Here is a 20,532-nt window from a genome sequence, read left to right as displayed (position 1 = left end):
GCGCTCGCATCCATTGGCCGTAGAGCGACGGCCAGGAACCCGCGAGCAGGCAGCCGCCAAGCGACAACGACGCCGGTTGCAGCTGAGGTGCGGTTCAACCTCCTTGCGTGGACGGTTCGCCCCGCGCCTGCCTGCCCCGTGCGAGACAGGCTTGAGCCTGGCGTGAAGTGACATCGGGATGTTGGCGATTAGCCTTTATGAAGTGACGAATCCCTACCCGCCTCCTGCAGCACAGTGGACACCGCCGCCCGTAACGGGCCGGCGTACGTCGAATGGAGGCCTTATTGTTGCGCTCGGTGTGGTCGGGCTGGTCGCCGTGGCCGCGCTAGTTGTCGGCATCATTGACATGACTCGACCGACAGGGAATGCCAAAAGCGCGCCATCGAGTGCTACGAATCCTTCGCCAACTTTCACGCCCGACCAGATCGCAGCCGCTAAGAAAGAACTTTGTTCGGCGTATCACCTGGCTGCGCACTCGGTCAATGTCGATACACATGTATCGGAAACGGCGTTAGCGCGAATCTCGTTAGTTAACGGGGCGGGGATGCTTGATGCAGCAGCCACTAATCCTGCTCTAAGTGCCGAGGATCGAGATGCCGCACATGCATTGGCATCAGCCTATCGCACCTCCAACGCTGTAAGTAGCGATACGGACGTCTCGTCGCCACTGTATCAATCCACAATTGACGAGATAACTCGAGCGAACGGAGTCATGGCGAAGATCTGTCCGTAGAAGATGAGTAAACGCAGTGTCGCTGTGGCGATGTCACGAGCGGACTATTTTCTCGACCATCCACTGTAACCGGCGATTCTGCGCGAAGGAGGGTATCCGTGGCGGGAGACCTACCAGCGGGCAAATACAGTGCGGTCCTCGTTGGCGCGTGGTGGCCACAGCCGTCATCAGCGCTTCGAGCTGGTGTTCAGCGCTGGAACATGCAACAACAGTTGCAAGAGCCGCACGCACAAGATTTGCATAGGCAATGGATACAACTGGCGGCGGCAAATACAGGGTATACAGCAGACGACCTCGTGCTGCGCTTCCATAAAAGCGGAAAACAGCATGTTGATCTGGTTGAGAAATACCAAGCGCCGGTAGGGCTTTCGTCGTAGACTTGGCCGTCCGTGGGAAGTCCATTGATGTCGACTACCCAGCGGGGCTCGCCCGGATCGCAATCGCTAGTGCGCTTCCGATCCCGCGATCAACCGCCCGCCGGCGGCTCGAACGGCGAAGCTGGCCAGCGGCATGGTGCGGCGGATCCGCCCTGGGAAATTCGGAGCGTCACTAGGATGCATCGCTTTCCGCCTGTATGCGGGGAGCGGCTCGGTGATTCGCGAGGCGATAGCTAAAAGCGGACTGGTGAAGGTCAGGGTGCTTATGGTGGTTCAACGCCCAGGGGAGGCCGCGCCCACCTACCCGAGCGTGGTGTTGCTTGTCCGGCTCGGTAATGGGTTCGGTGAATTCGTCCGGTCCTCGCAACACAGATGGAGTCACAGTAGTCCGTGAGCGAAGACTCGGTCGGGCGTACGCCAGCTGAGAATCTTGCGCGGGCGGCTGTTGAGGAGCTTCTCGGCGCGGGCCAGATCCTCGGGTGTGTAGATCGATAGATCTTTGCCCTTTGGAAAGAACTGGCGCAGAAGCCCGTTGGTGTTCTCATTGGTGCCCCGCTGCCACGGGCTTCCCGGATCGGCGAAAAACACCCCTTCCTTGAAGTGCTCAGCGAGAAGATCGTGGCGAGCCATCCGATCCCTGGTCCCATGTCAGGGTGCGTCTAGCAGCCTCGGGCAAAGCATCCAGGACGTGGCCGAATGCGTCGATGGATGCCTCGGCGCCATGACCGCACGGCAGATGGATCAGCCGTACCGCGCGGCTGGTCCGGTCGACAAGGGTGCCGATCGCCGAGCGGCTGTGCTTACCGACGATCAACTCGCCCTCCCAGTCACCGATGCGGGTGCGCGTTTCGACGATCGGTGGCCGGCGATGGATCAGCACCGCCGGAACGATGTAGCGCGGTGTGCGTTCGGTTGCTTTGCGGCGGCGCTTGCGCAGTGGCCGACCGGTACGCAGCTTCGCCGTCAACGCCCTGCTCAGCTCGCCCTTGCGGCCGAGATACAGTGCCTGATAGATCGTTTTGTGGCAGATGTGCCATTCCGGGCGGTCGGGATAGTCCGTACGCAGCCAGGTGCTGATCTACTGCGGACTCCAAGTTTCTTCCAGCCTGTCGGCCACCAGCTTCCACAGTTCGGGGTCAAGGACCAAGGTGCCCGCTCGTTGGCGTCGAGCGTTGTCGCGAGCGCGGGCATGCGCGAGGTCGGCGTCACAGACGCCTTTGTCGTGTGGCTTTAGGTGACGGTGCAGCTCCCGGGACATCGTTGAGGCTGCCCGGCAAATTCGTCTAGCGATCTCGCGGACACCATGGCCTCGTTCGCGCAACGTCGCGATGCGCTGGCGCTCCCACAATGTCAGATAGAGCGACGAGCGCGTCTCCTCAGCGACCCGACCCGGCGGCAGCCCCCGGCTTCGGCTCGCCACCGATAGCCAGTCTTGCGCCCGATCCCGATTTGCCGGCACGCCTCGACCGTGGGCACCCCGTCAAGGGCCAGCTTTCAGTACTCGTCCTCCAACACAAGGCGCCGCTTACGGCCCCGTCGAGTCATCTCCACACCCCTTCAAATAGCAGAGGTGTTGCGACAAGCCTTAGAACTCACCTGCCGCGCCGGGGTCGGTTTTCAGGCGCCGCCGACATCGAGCTCTTCATCGTCGAGCACGAGTAGCGGAGAGTCAACATCGTAGATCCAGGCCATCGCCTGAAGTGACATCGGAATTCGTGCGATTAGCCTTGATGAAGTGACGAATCCCTACCCGCCTCCTGCGGCTCAGTGGGCACCGACCCCTGTCGTGGGCGGGCGCGCGTCGAATGCAGGCCTCATCATTGCGCTGGGCGCGGTCGGCTTGATCGCGGTGGCCGCGCTAGTCGTTGGCATCGTCAACTTGACTCGACCAACTTCAAACGACGTTGGCAAGCTTCCGACGAACGCCAGCCCTTCGCCAACTTTTACGCCCGACCAGGTTGCAAACGCTGAAAAGGAGCTCTGCTCGGCGTATCGGCTTGCGGCACGTTCCGTCAACGCAGACACACATTCCTCAAATACGGCCCTCGCGCGTGTTTCGCTGGTCAATGGCGCAGCGATGCTCGAAGCAGCAGCGGCCAATCCGGCGTTGAGTCCAAACGAACGCGACGCTGCAAGGGAATTGGCCTCGGCTTACCGCACATCAAATGCCGTTAGTAGTGTTACGGATGCGGCATCGCCCGAGTACCAAAGAACGATCGATGACGTAAATCGCTTGGACGACGCCATGGCAGCGATATGCCGATAGTTCTGCAGACTAGAAGTGCGCGATATGGGCGGGTTAATTCCCTGTCCGGATGAAGCAATTATTATTTCAACAAGCTTTGGGAATAGGGACAGGATTCTCAGAGGAGGTGCTCATGGCAGGCGACCTGCCGCCGGGAAAGTACACGGCGGCCCTCGTTGGCGCCTGGTGGCCGCAGCCATCAACGACCTTGAAAGCTGGTGCCGCGCACTGGCGTACACAACAGCTACAGCAGGAACAGTATGCCCAGGAACTCCACAACCAATGGACACTACTGGCGTCGCAAAATCAAGGGCACACCGCTGACGACTTGATCTCCCGCTTCCAGCAGGGCGAGAAACATCATCTTGATTTGGCGGAAAAATTTCAAATTAAAGCTAACGCACTCGAAAAGGGGGCAGACACAATAGATGGCTTGCGCGCGGGGCTGAGAGGAATCGCTGATGATTACAACCAAAGGATCGCGAATATCGAAAACTCCAAAGAACCAGCGCCCGTGAAGGCGGTGGAAATAGCAAAAGTTGTCGCTGAGGCGAACGGCTTTTCTGCACATAAGTCTGGTGCTGCTGTCGCTTCTATCATGGATGCTACCCAGAAAGTTCTCACGATTGAGGGCGTAGCGATGTCGCCGCAGGAATTCCTTAAAAGTCAGGGCTTAAGCACCGAAGGCCCGGCAAACGCCACAGGGCCTGGAAGCGTCGCTGGACATGCGCCCGGCGGCGCGGGCGGCCACATAGGGAACGCCGGCGCACAGGTGGCCGGGGATGGGACTGTCGGGTCGCAGCCCGTGGGTTCCACCGGTCACATAGGCGGGACGGGGGGTGACAGTGGCGGTGCGCAGCCCATAGGTAGCACCGGCCACATAAGTGGTGCTGGTGCGCACGCTCCGGGCGCTGGGATCGTCGGGGACAGTTCCACTAACATGCCTCTTCCCAGTACGGGACACATCCCAGGCGCCCCAGGGGTGGGTTCGCCGCTACCAGCCGGCGGTGGCCTCTCACCAGCCGCTGCCTTGGGCGGGGCTTCGCCGAATCAGCTAGCCAATTCATTCGCTCAGGGAATGATGACTGGCCAGCCTGCGGCCGCCGGTGCGCATAACTTGTCCGAGGGGTTGATGAACGCGACGGGCGCCACGTCAGCTCCGCCGCCCCAGCCGCCAATCGTTCCGCCGGTATCCGCTCCGGCCATCACCGGTGGGGTCGAATCGGCTCCCGCGGATCACGGGTCGGGCGCGGCGGCCTCCGCTGGATCTGCTGTTCCGGTTGCATCGACCGGTGGCGCAAGCATGCCAATAGCCGCGCCCGTAGCGGCGGCGCCGGCGTCTGCCCCAATGACGCCTGTGGCTAGCCCTGCCGGTCCCTTGCCCGCCTACGGTTCCGATCTCCGTCCACCGGCCGTCGCCGCGCCCGCAGCATCGGCACCGACAGCTCCGGTGTCGGGGGCGCCGGTAGCGCCCGCGTCGTCGACCTCGCCGTCCGCCGGAAGTCCACTGATGTCCACTGTCCAGCGGAGCTCGCCGGGGCAAGCCACAACTACCCCGGCAGCACCCGCCGGTACCGCGGCGTTGTCCGCGACGGCCGGTGCCGTGGCCGGTGACGTGTCAAGCCGAACCGTCGAGCAGCAGAGGCTGCAGCGCATCGTGGACGCGGTCGCTCGCCAGGCGCCAGAACTATCGTGGGCGGCCGGCCTGCGCGACGACGGCACGACGCTCTTGGCCTGCGGTATCGGGTGTGGATGGATCCCTCCGAATGTGAAGATTCCGGTCGGCGTGAATCGACTCCTAGAGCCGGCAGTACGCCGAACCGACGCTAGCCCACTTGATCTGCTCGGCGCCGTTACTGCTGCTGCGGTGCATAAGCCTCACGGGTTCATCGCGAACCCTGGGCCAGACGACCCGCCGCTCACGGGCGATCGTGTTGCGCGGACCGGGCCGGAAGTGGAAGAGCTCGGACCGACCCTCGTCGAGGCGGTGCGGCGTCGCGACGGCTTGCCACGAATTGCCCAAACTCTGGCGTTGGCCGCTACCCGGGGAACAGGGGTCACGGAAAACGAGATTGATTTGCTGCAGGCCGCAAAGCGATCTTCCCACCAGAAAGTGCTTGAGGACCCGCACGACCCGTCACGCGTGGTCGACTGGATGCTCCTAGCGGCGATCGATGCTTTGCTTCAAGGTCACGAGTGGCTCGCGCAGTACCACGTGGCGTGGTACGAAGCGGCCTCGGCAGGGCTGCGGTGACTACCGTCCAGACGCCTCTCGCCCTACCATCCGACTCAATAGACATTTCTCATGTAGGCGCGCGGAAGTTAGCTTTGGGGGCAGGCAGAATGCGCTTTTCGGTGCGGTATCTATTAAGGGCTTGAGGTGCAATCGTGGGCACGGGCGGAAGCGGAAATCAAATCGCCGCAGATACATGGTCCTATCACGCGGCATCATGGGGGAAACCACCACCACCGATAGTGCCGACTGCGCTTCCTCCGGGGGGCACATCGCCTGCTGATGGCGCTGCAGCGGGCCTGGCGGCCGCCGGCAACCTCGGCGTCCCAGGCGACCAAGCAGCCAGCGCCCAAGCCGATGCCGACCGCCGCGCACGCGCCGCCGACGCCGCAGAGAAGTTCCCGGCTAACGAGCAAAACGCGACGCAACAATTCCAGCAGCTCGCCCAGATGATCCCGCAAATGGTCTCGGGTATGGCCGGCGCGTTTACCGGCGCAATCGGCGGCGTCATGGGGCCCCTCACCCAGATGCCCCAGCAGGCGATGCAGGCAGCGCAGAGCGCGATCCAGCCGCTGATGAGCGCCGCCAAGGGCGGCGAGGCGGCCGGGGCCGCTCTGACCGACATGTCGGGAGAAGCGTCCGCGCTGAGCGGAGCCGGCACCGGTGGCGGGGCTGGCCTGGCCGGTGGCGGCGGCGGGGGCATCGGCGCCGGTGGCGGCACCACCCCAACCGGCTTCATGGGCCCGCCGCCCGTGCCGACGTCGTCACCGCCCACGACGCCCGCTTCGGCAGCGCGGCCGACGATGGCCACCCCAACCGGCGGAACACCGACACAGACTGGGCCGATGGGCATGACCGGGATGCCGATGATGCCGGCAGGAGCGATGGGCGCCGGAGCCGAGAGCGGAAGCAAGGACAAGCCGGCGGAAAAGCGGCTGACCGTCCCCGGTGTCCCCAACGGTCAACCGGTCAAGGGCCGCTTGACGGTCCCGCCGAGCGTCCCGGTCACAAAGTCCGCAGAAGGCAAACCGCCCGTCGTCACGAGGCCCAATCGGCGGATCGTGATCGTCCCATCAGACGAAGAGGCGCAGGAATAACCACACCGCCAGCCGCTGAAAACACCGATTTGCAATTAGCCAAAATTGCACTTCGCGGCTTGCCACCACCGAAAAAAGGTGAGTAGTGGCCCCCCGCTGGCGGCAGTAATGTCATAGCCGTGTGGCCGGTACACAAACGCGGTCGGCTCGGTGGAGGCAAGCCGACCGGTGCGGACAGCACATGCGTCCGAACCCTATGCAGCCCAGAGACTTCGGGAGCCAGAAGGCGCGCCAGTTATGGCTGAGACGCATGAGACGCGGCCGGTCCCCGCAACGGACAAGGAGTTGGTCGACCAGGTCCTGGCCGACTTAAAGGAGAATTTCGAGAAGTGGGAAGCGGTGCTGGCCGCACAGCAGTCGGTCACTTTCACCGCCGACGTGGGGGACATCTACGCGGTGTGCAATTCCGACGGGCGTCTGACCGGGCTGTCGCTGGCGCCGCACGTGACGACCTCCTACACATGCCGCGAGCTGATGGATCGGCTCAATATGGTTTTCGAGGCACTGCGCGAGGAAGCGCAGGCCGATTTCGATCGCAACTACGGCGGGGGCGTCGTTGACTAATCCTTCGATGGCGCAGGCGGTGGCCGCCTTATCGCGCGGTCACAGCTTGTTCGTCGGCCACGACGGTGGCGCTGGCCTCGGTGACACACCTGCGCAGACGTACGGCCGCGCCGACGGGATGCGTCGAGCCACCGGCCCATTGCCCAGGTACGTGGCGGCCCATTCGCAGGCCTCGGCCGAGCGGCTGCGACGGCTGGCCGACACCGATGACACCCTGGCCGCCCTACTAGCGCGAGCCCGGGCGGAACGCGCGCGTGGGCGAGTGGCCACCCGCCACACACTGGACGCCGCGTTGGCCGATGCGATGCCGGCGACCGATACGCCTATCGGCCGTCGGGACGCGATGGCCCGCATGGCCGGCCGGCTGCGCGCACAACACGGCCACATCGTGCGCTCCCGGGCAAGCGCCCGGGTCTTGACCGAACGGCTGCGGCACCTGCGGTACCCGCGACGGCGCGGGTACGCCGGCACGGGGCATGCCGCGGTGGTGGCCGCGATCCGGAAAGCGTTGGACATCAAGGGTATTCACGATCCGGCCGCACGCGCCCGGTGGGAGCGCGGCATGGACTTGGTGGCTCGCCGCGAGTCGAACTACGACGCCAACGCGGTAAACGGGTGGGACGTCAATGCGGCGAGGGGCACGCCGAGCAGGGGAGCATGGCAGTTCATCGCCCCGACCTTCGCGGCCTACCACGAGCCCGGGACCTCACACAGCATCCACGATTTGGTGGCGCAGGCGTGCGCCTTCATCAACTACGCGCGCGGCCATTACGGCGTCGCCGCCGACGCGTCGAACCTGGCCGTCCGGATTCAGCAGGCGGACCCCCGCCGAGCACCCAGAGGTTATTGAGCAATGCCACTGAGTTTGTCCAATCGCGACCAGAATTCGGGCCACCTGTTTTACAACCGGCGCCTCCGCGCAGCGACGACCCGTTTTTCGGTCCGTATGAAACACGACGACCGCAAGCAGACCGCGGCCCTGGCGCTGTCGGTGGTGCTGGTGGCCATCGCGGCCGGCTGGATGGTCCTGCTCAACGTGCTCAAACCGAGTGGGGTGGTGGGGGATTCGGCGATCATCGGCGACCGCGAATCCGGTGCGATCTACGCCCGCATCGACGGCCGGCTGTATCCGGCGCTGAACCTGACCTCCGCGCGGCTGGCCACGGGCACCGCGGGGCAGCCGACCTGGGTGAAGCCGGCCGAGATCGCCAAGTACCCGACGGGCCCCCTGGTCGGCATCCCGGGTGCGCCGTCGGCGATGCCGGTAAACCGGGGCGCGGTGTCGGCGTGGGCGGTGTGCGACACGGCGGGCCGCCCCCGCACCGCCGACAAGCCGGTCGTGACGTCGATCGCGGGACAATTGGTCGGCGACCGGGCGATGCCGATGGCCAGGGATGCGGCGCAACTGGTGACCTTCCAAGGCGCCAGCTATGTGATCTGGGGAGGCAAGCGTTCGCAGGTTGATCCCGCCGATCGGGCGGTGACGTTGAGCCTAGGCCTCGACCCGGGAGTCACTGTCCCCGTTGAAATCTCGCGCGCGCTCTTCGACGCCATGCCCGCGACCGAGCCGCTGCGCGTGCCCAAAGTGCCCGACGCGGGGACGCCGTCGAGGTGGCTGCCCGGCTCGCAGGTGGGCGCGGTGCTGCAAGCGCAGACGGCCGGTGGGGGCAGCCAGTTCTACGTGTTGCTGCCGGACGGCGTGCAAAAGGTCGGCGGCTTCGTGGCCGACCTGTTGCGCAGCGCCAACTCGTACGGGTCGACAACGCCGCGTACGGTCACTCCCGACGTGCTCGTCAACATCCCTGAAGTCAATTCGCTGCCCGTCGACTACTACCCGACCGGTCATCTGAATTTTGTTGACTCGGCGGCAAATCCGACGACGTGCGTGGGTTGGGAGAAGGCGTCCACCGACCCGCAGGCCCGGGTCACCGTCTACAACGGCCGCGGGCTGCCGGTGCCGTCCTCCATGGACAACCGGATCGTGCACCTCGTCCGCGACGACCGCGACCCGGCTTCCGTGGTGGCTGACCAGGTGCTGGTGTTGCCCGGTGCGGCGAACTTCGTGGCCTCTACGAGCGGCGTAATCACCAGCGACTCAAGGGAATCGTTGTTCTGGGTGTCCGACAACGGGGTGCGGTTCGGCATCGCCTCCGACGATTCGACGCTGCGTGCGCTTGGGCTTGAGGCCGCGACGGCGGTTCAGGCACCCTGGCCGTTGCTGCGCACGTTTGCCGCCGGCCCGGCGTTGTCGCAACAAGCGGCGCTGGTGGCGCGCGACACGGTTCCGGTCCTCGGGCAGGCGGCCGTGCTGACGACGTCGACCAAGGCGGGGGGTTAACCGGTGGTCATTGGCGGAGGACTACAGAATGTCTAAACGGGCGTTTCCCATCAATCGGGTCAAGATTCAGCCGCCCAAACCCGTCCGGGTGGCGCCGAGCGCGCCGATCGCCCTGCCGGAACGCGAGCCGCGCAACATCTGGGTGATGATCGGGGTGCCGGCGCTCATCGTCGCGCTGATCGGCACCATTGTGATGCTGTATGTCTCTGGCGTGCGCAGCCTTTCGACGGGCTTCTTCCCGTTGATGGGGATCGGCGCGTTCAGCATGTTGGCGTTCTCCGGGCGGCTGGGCCGTGCCCGCAAGATCACCTGGGGTGAGCTGGAAAAGGGCCGCCGCCGCTACCTTCGCGACCTCGACGTCACCCGCGACGAGATCCAGACCGCGGTATGCGCGCAACGCAAGTGGCAGCAGGCGCTGCATTCCGATCCGCGCGGCCTGGGCGCCATAATCGGCGGCCCGCGAATGTGGGAGCGCTCGCGCAGCGACGTCGATTTCCTGGAAGTACGGCTGGGCACCGGGGTGCAGCACGCCCCGGACTCGGTGCTGTCGGTCACCTGGCCCGATATTTCCTCCGACGAGGAGCTGGAGCCGGTCACGGGCCAGGCCCTGCGCGACTTCATATTGGAACAGCGCAAGATTCGCGACATAGCCAAGGTGGTGAACCTGCGCTCCGCACCGGGGTTCAGCTTCGTCGGGGAGGACCTCGGCCGGGTCCGGTCGCTGATGCGCGCGGTGCTCTGCGCGCTAGCGGTGTTCCACAACCCCCGCGACCTGAAGCTCATGGTGGTCACGCGCAACCCCGAGCTGTGGTCGTGGATGGTTTGGCTGCCCCACAATTTGCACGACGAGCTGTTCGACGCCTGCGGGTGGCGACGGCTGGTCTTCGCCACACCCGAGGAGTTAGAGCAGACCTTGGGCGGCGAGCTGCACATGAAGGGCAAGCGCGGGCAGTGGACGCCGCCCGCCGCAGCGACTCCGACGACGATGGGGTCGGCGCTCGAGGCGGCGCAACCCGATCCCGCCGCGGACTTGGGCCCGCACTGGGTGATCGTTGATGACAACACCGGCAGCCCGGAGGCGTGGGAGAGCGTCGTCGGCCAGGTCGGCAAGGCGGGAATCACGGTGCTGCGCATCGCCTCCCGGGTCGGCATCGGAGTGGGATTCGACAGGGACCAGCTCTACGAGATGAGCGAGCGCAACACCGCGGCAGGCAACGGTGCGCCCAACGGATCGCGCAAACCAAGCCGCAATGGCGACGATCCCGACGACGGCGACGATCGTCCCGCCCCGCTGCTGCGCACCGGCGGAAAATTTTTCGCCCACGCCGACCAGCTGTCGATCCACCGGGCTTACCGGTATGCGCGCGCGATGGCGCGGTGGTCGCCGACGAGCAGCAGCGAGATCGCCGACTCCACGAGCGGAGCCGCCGAGCTGCTGCGGGCACTCGGAATCAGCGATCCCCGCGAACTGGACGTCGACCGGTTGTGGGCCGAGCGGCGCGGCCGCGGCGACGAGCGGTGGTGCGAGATCCCGGTCGGCGCCAAACCCAACGGCGAGCTGCAAAACGTCATCATCCGCGCAAAAGATTTCGGCGGCTTCGGATTCCACTCCGTGGTCATCGGCACCAGCGGATCGGGCAAGTCGGAGTTCTTCTTGTCGCTGGTTTACGGCATCGCGCTGACGCACTCGCCGGAGACCTTCAACGTCATCTTCGTCGACATGAAGTTCGAGTCGGCGGCCCAGGACATCATGGGCATCCCCCACGTCGTGGCCGCGTTGTCCAACCTCGGCAAGGACGAACGACACCTGGCCGAGCGGATGCGCAGGGTGATCGACGGTGAGATCAAACAGCGCTACGAGCTGTTCACCTCGGTCGGCGCCCGCGACGCCAACGACTACGAGGAGATCCGGCTGGCCGGGCGCGACTTGCCGCCGGTGCCGGTGCTGCTCGTCATCGTCGACGAGTACTTGGAACTGTTCGCCAACCACGAGAAGTGGATCAACCTGATCATCCACATCGGTCAGGAAGGCCGCGGCGCCAACGTCTTCTTCATGCTCGGCGGTCAGCGCCTGGACCTGTCGTCGCTGCAGAAAGTCAAGTCCAACATCGCATTCCGCATCGCGCTGCGCGCCGAATCCGGCGACGACAGCCGCGAGGTGATCGGTTCGGATGCCGCCTACCACCTGCCGTCCAAGGAAAACGGTTTCGCGCTGCTCAAAGTCGGGCCGCGCGACCTCGAGCCGTTCCGTTGCTTCTACCTGTCGGCGCCGTTCGTGGTGCCGAAGCGGACCCAAGCGGTCAAGACCGTCGACATGACCTTGACCCAGCCGCGGCTCTACAACTGGCAGTACCAGCCGCTGGACGAAGCCGACTCGTTGGCGCTGGAGGCCGCGTCGGCCGCGGACGCGGAGCCCGACGAATTCCTTTATCACGAAGACGGTTTCAAGAAAAAGAAGATCGTGGACGTGCTGCGGGAGTCGCTGCAGAGCGTGCCGCACCGCGCGCCGCGCCGGCCGTGGCTAGAACCACTGGAGGTCCCCGAAACGGTCGACGCCCTGGTCGCCGGGTACCGGGGCAAGCCATGGCATGTCGACTACGGCCGCAATCCGGGGTTGATGTTCCCGGTCGGAGTCATGGACATCCCCGAAGAATCCAGGCAGATCGTGCACGCGATCGACGCCCTGCGCAGCAACATCATCGTGGTCGGCGCCAAGCAGCGCGGCAAGACGACGACCCTGATGACGCTGATGTGTTCTGCGGCAACGATGTACACCCCGGCGCGGGTGACCTTCTTTTGCATCGGCGGTGCCACCCTCGCGCAGGTGGCGTCGTTGCCACACGTCACCGACATCGTCTCCCCCAAGGACTACGAGGGCGTCGAACGGATCCTGAGCACCATGGACGCCTTGATCGACGCCCGCGAGGATTCGTTCCGGCGACTCAAGATCGACCTCGACGGCTTCCGCGAGCGCCGGTTCGGCGTCGGCAGCGACGGCCTGGGCGGCACCGACCCCAACGACCCGTTCGGCGACGTCTACGTCGTGGTCGACGACTACGACGACCTCTATTCCAAGGACAGCGTCCTGGGCGACCGCATCATCGCGCTGAGCAGCCGGGGCCCCGAGTACGGCGTGCACGTGATGTGCAGCGCCGGCGGTTGGATTCACGGGCAGCGGCAGAGCCTCCTCCAAAACGCCACCGCGCGAATCCAATTGAGGCTGGCGGATCCGAGTGAAAGCCAGATGGGGCATTCGTCGATCGAGGCGCGGGAAGCGGCGCGGCGGACGCTCAATCGCCCAGGCTTCGGTTTGACGAACAGCTTGCACGAGCTGCTCGTGGGCATACCGGCGCTGGCCGACCGGGCCACCGGCGCGATCGTGGGTATCACGGAGGTCGGCGCGCGCATCGCCGAGGTCGCCGGGGTGACCAAGCACGCGAGCCTGCAGCGGCTGCCGCAGCGGGTGGCCTTGAGGTCGATTCTCGAATACGAGGCCGCGCACCCCAGCGGCGACGATCTGTCCATCGCATTCGCCATTGGGGAGCGCCACGAGCTGGGGCCGGTTCCGCTCAAGCTGCGCGAAAGCCCGGGCCTGGCGATCCTGGGTAGGCAGGGCTGCGGAAAGACCACGGCGCTGGCGGCCATCGGCGAAGCCGTCATGAGCCGGTTCAGCCCCGAGGAAGCGCAGCTGACGCTGATCGACCCCAAGACCGCGCCGCACGGGCTCCGAGACCTGCACGCCCCGGGCTATGTGCGTGCGTACGCCTACGACCAGGACGAGATCGACGAGGTGATCACCGAGCTGGCCCAACAGGTCTTGCTGCCACGACTGCCCCCCAAGGGCTTGAGCCAGGAGGAGTTGCGTGCGCTCAAGCCGTGGGAAGGCTGCCGGCACTTCGTCCTCATCGACGACGTCCAGGACCTGCGTCCCGATCAGGGCTACCCGCCCAAGCCCCCCGTGGGGGCCGCGCTGTGGAAGCTGATGGAACGCGCGCGGCAAATCGGATTGCACGTGTTCACCACCCGCAACAGCGCAAACTGGGCGACGCTGACCATGGATCCCTGGATGCGGTTCCAGACCGCGGCGAAAGTCGGCCAGCTGTTTATGGACAACGACCCGGAGAACAAAATCAACCGGTTCGTCCGCGCCCAAGCACTTCCCCCGGGCCGCGGTCTGATGGTTGGTGTCGACGGCGACGTCGAAGGAATCCTGGTCGGATTGCCATCCACCGTTCCCGGCCAGTAGTCCGCGCATTATGGCCATATTGACCTGAATTTGTCGCCGCGGAACTGAAGCGAAAATGCGGTTCCCAAGGCCTCTGAACCGGTTAAAGGACGTGACACGCGTTACAGCTGTGGCGAAAGAATGGCGGTGAGCCGCCCGGAAGGCGCCGGTATCCAATTCGACACCGCCCAAGAGCGCCCGAATAAATCATGTGAACACGCGATGTCCCGGCACCCACTAGACTCATCCATTATTCGCAGTGGACCGGACTGCGAGTGACATTCGGAGGGAAACATGTCGTGGTTTGTACAGCCCGAGGCCGTCTTGGCCTCGTCGGGCGCTGAATCGGCGATCAGCGCGGAAACAGCGGCGGCGGCGTCGGCCGCGGCGCCGGCCCTGCTCGGCACGACGCCGATGGGCGGTGACCCTGACTCGGCCATGTTCTCCGCGGCGCTCAACGCCTGCGGCGGCGCCTACCTCGGTGCCGTCGCCGAGCACGCTACCCAGCGGGGGCTGTTCGCGGGAGCGCAGGGCATCGCATCCGGCGTCTACGTCGCTACCGAGGCCGCGCGCGCGGCGGCGCAAACCCTCTAAAGGGGGAACCAGCGTATGGCAGATCCGGGGTGGGCTGCGCGTACGCCGGAAGACAACGATCTGCTCCTCAAGGCCGGGGCCGGGGTGGCGAGCCATGTCGCCAACCAGGCCGCCTGGACCGCCCTGGGGGCCAGCCACCACGCTTCCGGCGTCGCGTCGGCGATCAACACCGTCGCGACGACGGCCAGCTGGATGGGCGCGGGGTCGGCGGCGTCGGCGGCGAACGTCACGATGCTCAACGCCTCGCTCAACGGGTTGGCCGGCTGGGTCGACGTCAAGCCGGCCGTGGTGGCCGCCGCGGGCACGGCCTACGAGACGGCCAACGCCGGCATGCGTCCGGCTGCGGAGTGCATCGGCAACCGCGTCGAGTGTCACGCGGACTACGAAATCAACCCGTGGGTTCTGTTTATGTTGACCCCGCGGATTGCCTCGCTGGAGTTCGAGTACTACGGCGTGATGTGGCCGAACAACTCCGCCATGGGCGCCAGTTACGGAGCGATTCTCACCTCGCTGGCCGAAAGTCTGGCAATCCCACCACCGATCGCCACCATGGGCGCTTCGCCGGCGGCTCCAGCCCAGGCGGCGGCGGCGATCGGCGAATCGGCCGCCCAAACCGCGGCCGGTGACGGGATGCGCTCCGCTTTCCAGGGCGCGCAGGCCGGAACGCAGGGCGCCGGTCAGGCGGCGTCGGGCGGCCAAGACATGGGTAGCCAGGTCAGCACGCTCATGGGGCCGGTCCAGTCGATGATGGGCGCGATTCCACAAGCGCTGCAGGCGCCGTCGCAGCTGATGCAGACGCCGATGAGCGCGATGCAGCCGTTGCAGTCGATGATGGGCATGTTCGCCAACCCGGGCGCCATGGGGATGGGCGGCGCGGCGCCTGGCATCTCGGCGGCCTCGGCGACCAGCGGACTTTCCGCGGCCGAGGCGGGGGCGTCGGCTGGCGGTGGCGGCGCCTCCCTGGGCGGCGGCGGCGTGCCCGCGACCACCTTCACCCGACCGGTTAGCGCCTTCGAGCCGACCACCAGCGGTCGGCCGGTGGGGCTGCGGCCCAGCGGGGCGTTGGGCGCCGAAGCCGTTCGCCCCCCGACGACGACGACCGCCGGTGGCAACACCATCGGCGGCATGCCGGTGGGCCGTGCTGCGGGCGCTCACCGCGGCTCCCACGAAAAATCCGAGCTCCCCGCGACAGTGCGAGTTATCGACGATCGCGGGTAGTGATTGCCCTGGTCAAAGGGTGAATCGACACATTTGAATAGGCCCCATACACTGCAACCCATACCCCGGATGATCAAGGTGGGGGACGGCCAGCCGGAGAAGGAGAAATTGAAGTGCCCAATTCAATTGTCGTAGACGCGAGCGTTTTACGCGCTACGAGCGACAAGATTCAAGAACACATGGAGCAGGCGATCGCGATCGCGAAGGGCTACCTTGCGAACCAGGAAAACGTGATGAGCCCCGCGACGTGGTCGGGCGCCGGCGTTATCGCCTCGCACGCGACCGCCACCGAGGTCGCCAACGACTTGAACAAGGTCCTGACCGGCGGGACCCGCCTGGCCGAGGGGCTCAAGCAGGCCGCGGCCCTCATGGAAAACCACGAAGCCGACTCGCAGTCCGCATTTCAGGCTCTGTTCGGCGGCGGCACTCACAACGTTTAAGCACGTTTAAGACTTTTCTCGAAAGGAATTCAGACCATGACGAACCCGCTAATTGCTTACAACCCCGCCGCGGTGGCCGATTTCGCCACGGACGTGGGCGCGCGCGCCGGCCAGCTCGAGGCGATTCACGCCGACACCGCGCAGTTGACCAACGCGCTGCAGGAGTTCTTCGCCGGCCACGGCGCGGCGGGCTTTTTCGATGCCCAGAACCAGATGCTGTCGGGACTGCAGGGCCTCATCGACACGGTTCGCCAGCACGGCGTGACCACCAGCCACGTGCTCGACGGCGCGCTCGCCACCGACAACCAGATGGCACAACTGTTCCTCTGAAATGCCCGCGGCCCCAGGGACACTCACGTGCTCCCTGGGGCCAAGTCATCCCGCGGCCGGTTGAGGTGAAAGCTGCATGCTGACAACGACGGTCGACGGCCTCTGGGTCTTGCAGGCGGTGGCGGGGGTGGAGCAGACGTGCCCGGAGCTCGGGCTGCGCCCGCTGTTGCCGCGGCTCGATACGCCGGAGCGCGCGCTTCGGCACCCGGTCGCCGCCGAACTCACGGCCTGCGGAGCTCTCGACCAAGCCGGCAACGTCGACCCCATGGTCCGCGAATGGCTCACGGTCCTTCTGCGCCGTGACCTCGGCTTGGTGCTCAACATCGCGGTGCCCGGCCGGGATCCGACGCGCGCGGCGATTTGCCGGTTCGCCGATTGGTGGGTGGTTTTGGAGCGCCATGGTGGGCTGGTGCGGCTGTATCCTGCCGGCACCGCTCGGGACGAAGCCGCGGCGTCCGAACTCGTGGTCGGTCAGGTCGAGCGGCTGTGCGGCGTGGCCGAAGCGGCGCCGCTGCGGCCGGTCACCCTCGACGGCGAGCAGCTGCTCGAATCTGTGCGCGACGCCGACGGCCTGAAAGCGTTTCTGCTCAAGCAGCGCTTGGACGTTGACCAGCTGCACATCCTGACAACGGCCGCCGACCCCGCGCGCTCGGCCTCGGCGTCGATCGTGGCGGTGCAGGCCGGGGTCGGCCCCGAAAAGACGGCACGCTTCGCGATCGGTGATTCCTCGGTCGCCATCGTCGACACTCCGGCCGGCCGGTTGTGCGTCGAAGGCATGCTGTCGGGCGGGCATCGCTACCAGGTGATCTCGCCGGGGTCGCGCAGCGACATCGCCGCGGCGATCCGGCGGCTGATCCGAAACCTGCCCGCGGGCGAGGAGTGGCACTCGTATCGGCGGGTGGTCTGACGCCCGCCGTTAAACCGGCTGTTACGGCCAATCTTCGGAATAACAAAGCCGGGGCACTTGTAATGCGCTGCGCGAGTTAGAGATCGCGCAAACCACCTATCCCCAATCGTGTTAGCATCGAAATCGTGACCACCCCTTGGAATGACCCGAATATGTTTGACGAAGACAGGCTTGGGCGGGGGGATCCGCCAGCGGTGCGCCACCGGGATTCGGTATCGGACACGATGCGTATCACCGATTTAGCTGCGCCCCGAAAAATTCCTCCGGGTTCGGGTTGGCGAAAAGCCATTTACAACATTTCATTTCGCAAGATAAACCTCGGCGAATCGCCGCGCGAGAGGCATTATCGCGAATTACGCGAACGTATTCGGCGGCACATCCGCCGGCAATATGTGGTTACGCTGGTCTCCGGCAAGGGCGGGGTGGGTGTATCGACGCTGGCCGCTTGCATCGGCGGGGTGTTTCGGGAATGCCGGCCTACCAACGTGATTGCGATCGACGCGGTCCCGGGATTCGGCACCCTTGCCGACCGGATCGACGAGTCGCCGCCCGGCGACTACACGGCGATCATCAACGACACCGACGTCCAGGGGTACGCGGACATCCGCGAACATCTTGGCCAGAACGCGGTCGGGCTCGACGTGCTGGCGGGTAACCGCACCTCGGACCAGCCCAGGCCGCTGGTGCCCGCCATGTTCGCCGGCGTGCTGGCGCGACTGCGCCGCACCCACAACGTCATGGTCGTCGACACCGCGCCCGACCTGGAACACCCCGTCATGAAGACGGTGCTGGACAACACCGACACCCTGGTGTTCGTCTCGGGGATCACGGCGGACCGGTCCCGCCCGGTGCTGCGCGCCATCGACTTCCTCAGCGCGCAGGGCTACCACGAGCTGGTCTCGCACAGCACGGTGATCATCAACCACACCGACGACGCGTCCGACAAGGACGCCCTGGCGTATCTGACCGAGCGGTTCACCAAGGTCGGCGCCACCGTCGAAGTCATGCCGTATGACCCGCACCTGGCGAAGGGCGGCATCATCGACACCGTTCACGAGCTGAACAAAAAGTCGCGGCTGCGGCTGTTCGAAATCACCGCCGCGCTGGCCGACAAGTACGTTCCGGACGCCGGTGCCGAGAGGGCGCAGCAGTGACAGCGCCCCACAAGGTCGCTTTCCCGGCGCGCTGTGCTGTCAACATCTCCTACGACAAGCACCTCTGCTCACAGGTGTTCCCGGCGGGTACGCCGGTGGAGGGCTTCTTTGAAGGCATGGTCGAGCTGCTCAGCGACGACCTGAAGCGCAAGGGTTTCGACGGGGTCGCGCTGCCGCCCGGCAGCTATGAGCTTCACAAGGTCAACGGCGTTCGGCTGGACATCAACAAGAGCCTCGACGAGCTCGGCGTCCAGGACGGCGACACCCTGGTGCTGGTGCCCCGGGTCGACGGGGAATCCTTTGAGCCGCAGTACGAATCGCTGTCCACGGCGTTGGCCGCGATGGGGAAATGGCTCGGGCGCGACGGCGGTGACCGGATGTTCGCGCCGGTGACCGCCCTGACGGCCGCCCACACCGCGATCGCGATCCTCGCCATGGCCGCCGGTGTGGTGGTGGCGTTGACGCTTCGGGAACGCACTTTCACCGACAGCCCGATCCCGGCCGTCGTTGCCGGCGGCGTTGGCGTGCTCTTGGCGGTCGCGACGGCCGTGGTGTTCTGGGGCTGGCCGCAGCGGCGCGACATGTTCAGCGGCTTCGCCTGGCTGACAGTGCTTTTGCTGGCCGTGGCGGGAGCCTGCGCGCCGCCCGGAAAGCTGGGCGCCCCACACGGGCTGATCGCGCTCGTGGTGGTGATCCTGGGTGCGATCGCGATCAGCGTCGCGACACAGAAACGTTGGCAGACCGCGGTGGCGACGGCGGTGGTGACCGTGTGCGGGATCGCCGCAGCGGTAGCCGCCGCCCGGATGTTTCGGCCGGTGTCGGTGCAGGTGCTGTCGACCTGCGTGTTGGTCGGGCTGCTGGTGCTGGTGCGGATGGCGCCGACGATCGCGCTCTGGGTGGCGCGGGTCCGCCCACCGCACTTCGGCTCGATCACGGGCCGCGACCTCTTCGCGCGCCGTGAGGGCATGCCCGTCGACACGGTTTCTCCGGTCGGCGCGAGCGAAACCGAGGACGAGGACGACGAACTCACCGACATCACGGCCCGCGGCGCGGCGATCGCGGCGTCCGCGCGGTTGGTCAACGCGGTGCAGGTGGGATTGTGTGTCGGCGTGTCGGCACTGCTGCCGGTCGCGGTGTGGGGCGTGTTGGCGCCGGGGCGCCATTGGTCGTGGCTGGCGCTGCTGGTGGCCGGGCTGGTGGTCGGCATCTTCATCACCCAGGGGCGCGGGTTTGCCGCCAAGTACCAGGCGGTCGCGCTGGTGTGTGGGGCATGCGCCGCGGTGTGCGCGGGCGTCGTCAAGTACGCGCTGGCCGGGTCGAGAAGCCTCGAGGCCGCGTTGATCTGGCCGGCCGCGAGCGTCGTCGCGTTCGCCGGATTGGGCTTGGCCGCTGCGCTTTTGGTGCCTGCAACGCGGTTCAGGCCGTTGATCCGGTTGACGGTGGAATGGCTCGAGGTGTTGGCCATGATCGTGCTGCTGCCGGCGGCCGCGGCGCTGGGAGGGCTGTTCGCGTGGCTTCGCCACTGAAACCGGCCTGCACCCGGGCCGCCGCGGTCCTGGCGGCCCTGATGCTGATCGCATTCACCGGCAATATTCCTGCGGCCCAGGCGATCTCACCACCAAAGGTGGACCCGGCCGCGGTGCCCCCGGACGGGCCGCCGAAGCCGGATCAGCCGATGCGGCGGGCCAACAGTTGCTCGGTGCCGATCACGGTCAAGACCCCCGACGTGTCGCAGATGGCACCGGGCTTCGATCTGCTCAACATCAGCCATGCCTGGCAATACAGCACGGGCAACGGGGTGTCCGTGGCCGTCATCGACACCGGCATCTCCCCCAATCCGCGACTGCCCACCGTTCCCGGCGGGGACTACATCATGGGCGAGGATGGCCTCTCCGACTGCGACGCGCACGGCACCGTGGTGGGCGCGATCATCGGCGCTGCGCCGCAAGGGCTTTTGCCGATGCCGCGGCCGATACCGGCCACGCCCGCGTTTCCCCCGCCCGCCGGGCCGCCACCGGCCACCGGAGCAGCTCCGCCTCCGGTGGAGCTACCCCCGCCGGTGGCGGAGCTGCTCCGG

Annotated in this window: 17 protein-coding genes and 2 pseudogenes; 17 read left to right on the top strand and 2 right to left on the bottom strand. The window is 66.1% G+C overall.

Annotation, left to right across the window (positions count from 1 at the left end; genetic code table 11):
• The first annotated feature begins 202 nt into the window (after positions 1-202).
• Both AWC19_RS28940 and AWC19_RS28935 read left to right on the top strand, forming a co-directional pair.
• Positions 203-733: a hypothetical protein gene (locus AWC19_RS28940; protein ID WP_142281055.1), complete on the top strand. Its 531-nt coding sequence runs from the start codon at positions 203-205 to the stop codon at positions 731-733.
• 98 nt (positions 734-831) lie between these two features.
• Positions 832-1,110, top strand: coding sequence for a hypothetical protein (locus tag AWC19_RS28935; protein ID WP_142281054.1), 279 nt, complete (start codon positions 832-834; stop codon positions 1,108-1,110).
• Between the two features lie 378 nt (positions 1,111-1,488).
• On the opposite strand, the pseudogene AWC19_RS31545 reads toward AWC19_RS28935, so the two are convergent.
• A pseudogene (locus AWC19_RS31545) lies at positions 1,489-2,601 on the bottom strand (IS30 family transposase).
• Positions 2,602-2,845: 244 nt separating this feature from the next.
• Here AWC19_RS31545 and AWC19_RS28930 point away from each other — a divergent pair.
• Positions 2,846-3,376 (top strand): hypothetical protein, encoded by a 531-nt coding sequence (locus AWC19_RS28930; protein ID WP_142281053.1) that lies wholly within the window; start codon positions 2,846-2,848, stop codon positions 3,374-3,376.
• 268 nt (positions 3,377-3,644) lie between these two features.
• Here AWC19_RS28930 and AWC19_RS30415 read toward each other — a convergent pair whose 3' ends face one another.
• Positions 3,645-3,926, bottom strand: a complete 282-nt coding sequence (locus AWC19_RS30415) for a hypothetical protein (RefSeq protein WP_142281052.1) — start codon at positions 3,924-3,926, stop codon at positions 3,645-3,647.
• Between the two features lie 1,032 nt (positions 3,927-4,958).
• Here AWC19_RS30415 and AWC19_RS30410 point away from each other — a divergent pair.
• The 14 genes and pseudogenes from AWC19_RS30410 to AWC19_RS07260 form a co-directional block, all read left to right on the top strand.
• On the top strand, positions 4,959-5,609 hold the full coding sequence (locus tag AWC19_RS30410) for a DUF5631 domain-containing protein (protein ID WP_245848802.1): 651 nt from the start codon (positions 4,959-4,961) through the stop codon (positions 5,607-5,609).
• 218 nt (positions 5,610-5,827) lie between these two features.
• Positions 5,828-6,685, top strand: a complete 858-nt coding sequence (locus AWC19_RS07320; RefSeq protein ID WP_245848804.1) for a hypothetical protein — start codon at positions 5,828-5,830, stop codon at positions 6,683-6,685.
• A gap of 237 nt (positions 6,686-6,922) precedes the next feature.
• Entirely contained in the window at positions 6,923-7,249 is a 327-nt protein-coding gene (locus tag AWC19_RS07315; RefSeq protein WP_085077406.1) for a DUF2710 family protein, read from the top strand.
• A 7-nt stretch (positions 7,250-7,256) separates the two neighbouring features.
• Entirely contained in the window at positions 7,257-8,099 is an 843-nt protein-coding gene (locus AWC19_RS07310; protein WP_085077405.1) for a transglycosylase, read from the top strand.
• 3 nt (positions 8,100-8,102) lie between these two features.
• Entirely contained in the window at positions 8,103-9,587 is a 1,485-nt protein-coding gene (gene eccB / locus AWC19_RS07305; protein WP_085077404.1) for a type VII secretion protein EccB, read from the top strand.
• Between the two features lie 28 nt (positions 9,588-9,615).
• Positions 9,616-13,833 (top strand): type VII secretion protein EccCa, encoded by a 4,218-nt coding sequence (eccCa, locus tag AWC19_RS07300; protein WP_085077403.1) that lies wholly within the window; start codon positions 9,616-9,618, stop codon positions 13,831-13,833.
• Positions 13,834-14,106: 273 nt separating this feature from the next.
• Entirely contained in the window at positions 14,107-14,406 is a 300-nt protein-coding gene (locus tag AWC19_RS07295; protein WP_085077402.1) for a PE domain-containing protein, read from the top strand.
• Between the two features lie 15 nt (positions 14,407-14,421).
• Positions 14,422-15,624, top strand: coding sequence for a PPE family protein (locus AWC19_RS07290; RefSeq protein WP_085077401.1), 1,203 nt, complete (start codon positions 14,422-14,424; stop codon positions 15,622-15,624).
• A 113-nt stretch (positions 15,625-15,737) separates the two neighbouring features.
• Positions 15,738-16,064 carry a WXG100 family type VII secretion target gene (locus AWC19_RS07285; protein WP_085077400.1) on the top strand — a complete coding sequence of 109 codons (327 nt, stop codon included), beginning with the start codon at positions 15,738-15,740 and terminating at the stop codon, positions 16,062-16,064.
• Positions 16,065-16,100: 36 nt separating this feature from the next.
• Positions 16,101-16,394, top strand: coding sequence for a WXG100 family type VII secretion target (locus AWC19_RS07280; RefSeq protein ID WP_085077399.1), 294 nt, complete (start codon positions 16,101-16,103; stop codon positions 16,392-16,394).
• Between the two features lie 76 nt (positions 16,395-16,470).
• The gene (locus AWC19_RS07275) at positions 16,471-17,301 is read left to right on the top strand and encodes an ESX secretion-associated protein EspG (RefSeq protein ID WP_085077398.1); all 831 of its coding nucleotides are present in this window, start codon (positions 16,471-16,473) and stop codon (positions 17,299-17,301) included.
• A 125-nt stretch (positions 17,302-17,426) separates the two neighbouring features.
• Positions 17,427-18,455 (top strand): MinD/ParA family ATP-binding protein, encoded by a 1,029-nt coding sequence (locus tag AWC19_RS07270; protein WP_142281049.1) that lies wholly within the window; start codon positions 17,427-17,429, stop codon positions 18,453-18,455.
• Entirely contained in the window at positions 18,452-19,981 is a 1,530-nt protein-coding gene (gene eccD, locus AWC19_RS07265) for a type VII secretion integral membrane protein EccD (protein WP_085077397.1), read from the top strand. The genes AWC19_RS07270 and eccD overlap by 4 nt, the downstream gene beginning before the upstream one ends.
• A pseudogene (locus tag AWC19_RS07260) lies at positions 19,966-20,532 on the top strand (type VII secretion-associated serine protease); the annotation flags it as partial. The gene eccD and the pseudogene AWC19_RS07260, both read left to right, overlap by 16 nt.

This window comes from Mycobacterium palustre, assembly GCF_002101785.1.
GTDB classification, from domain to species: domain Bacteria; phylum Actinomycetota; class Actinomycetes; order Mycobacteriales; family Mycobacteriaceae; genus Mycobacterium; species Mycobacterium palustre.
The sequence above is the reverse complement of the archived record's forward strand: the minus strand, read 5'-3'. Positions and strand labels throughout refer to the sequence as shown.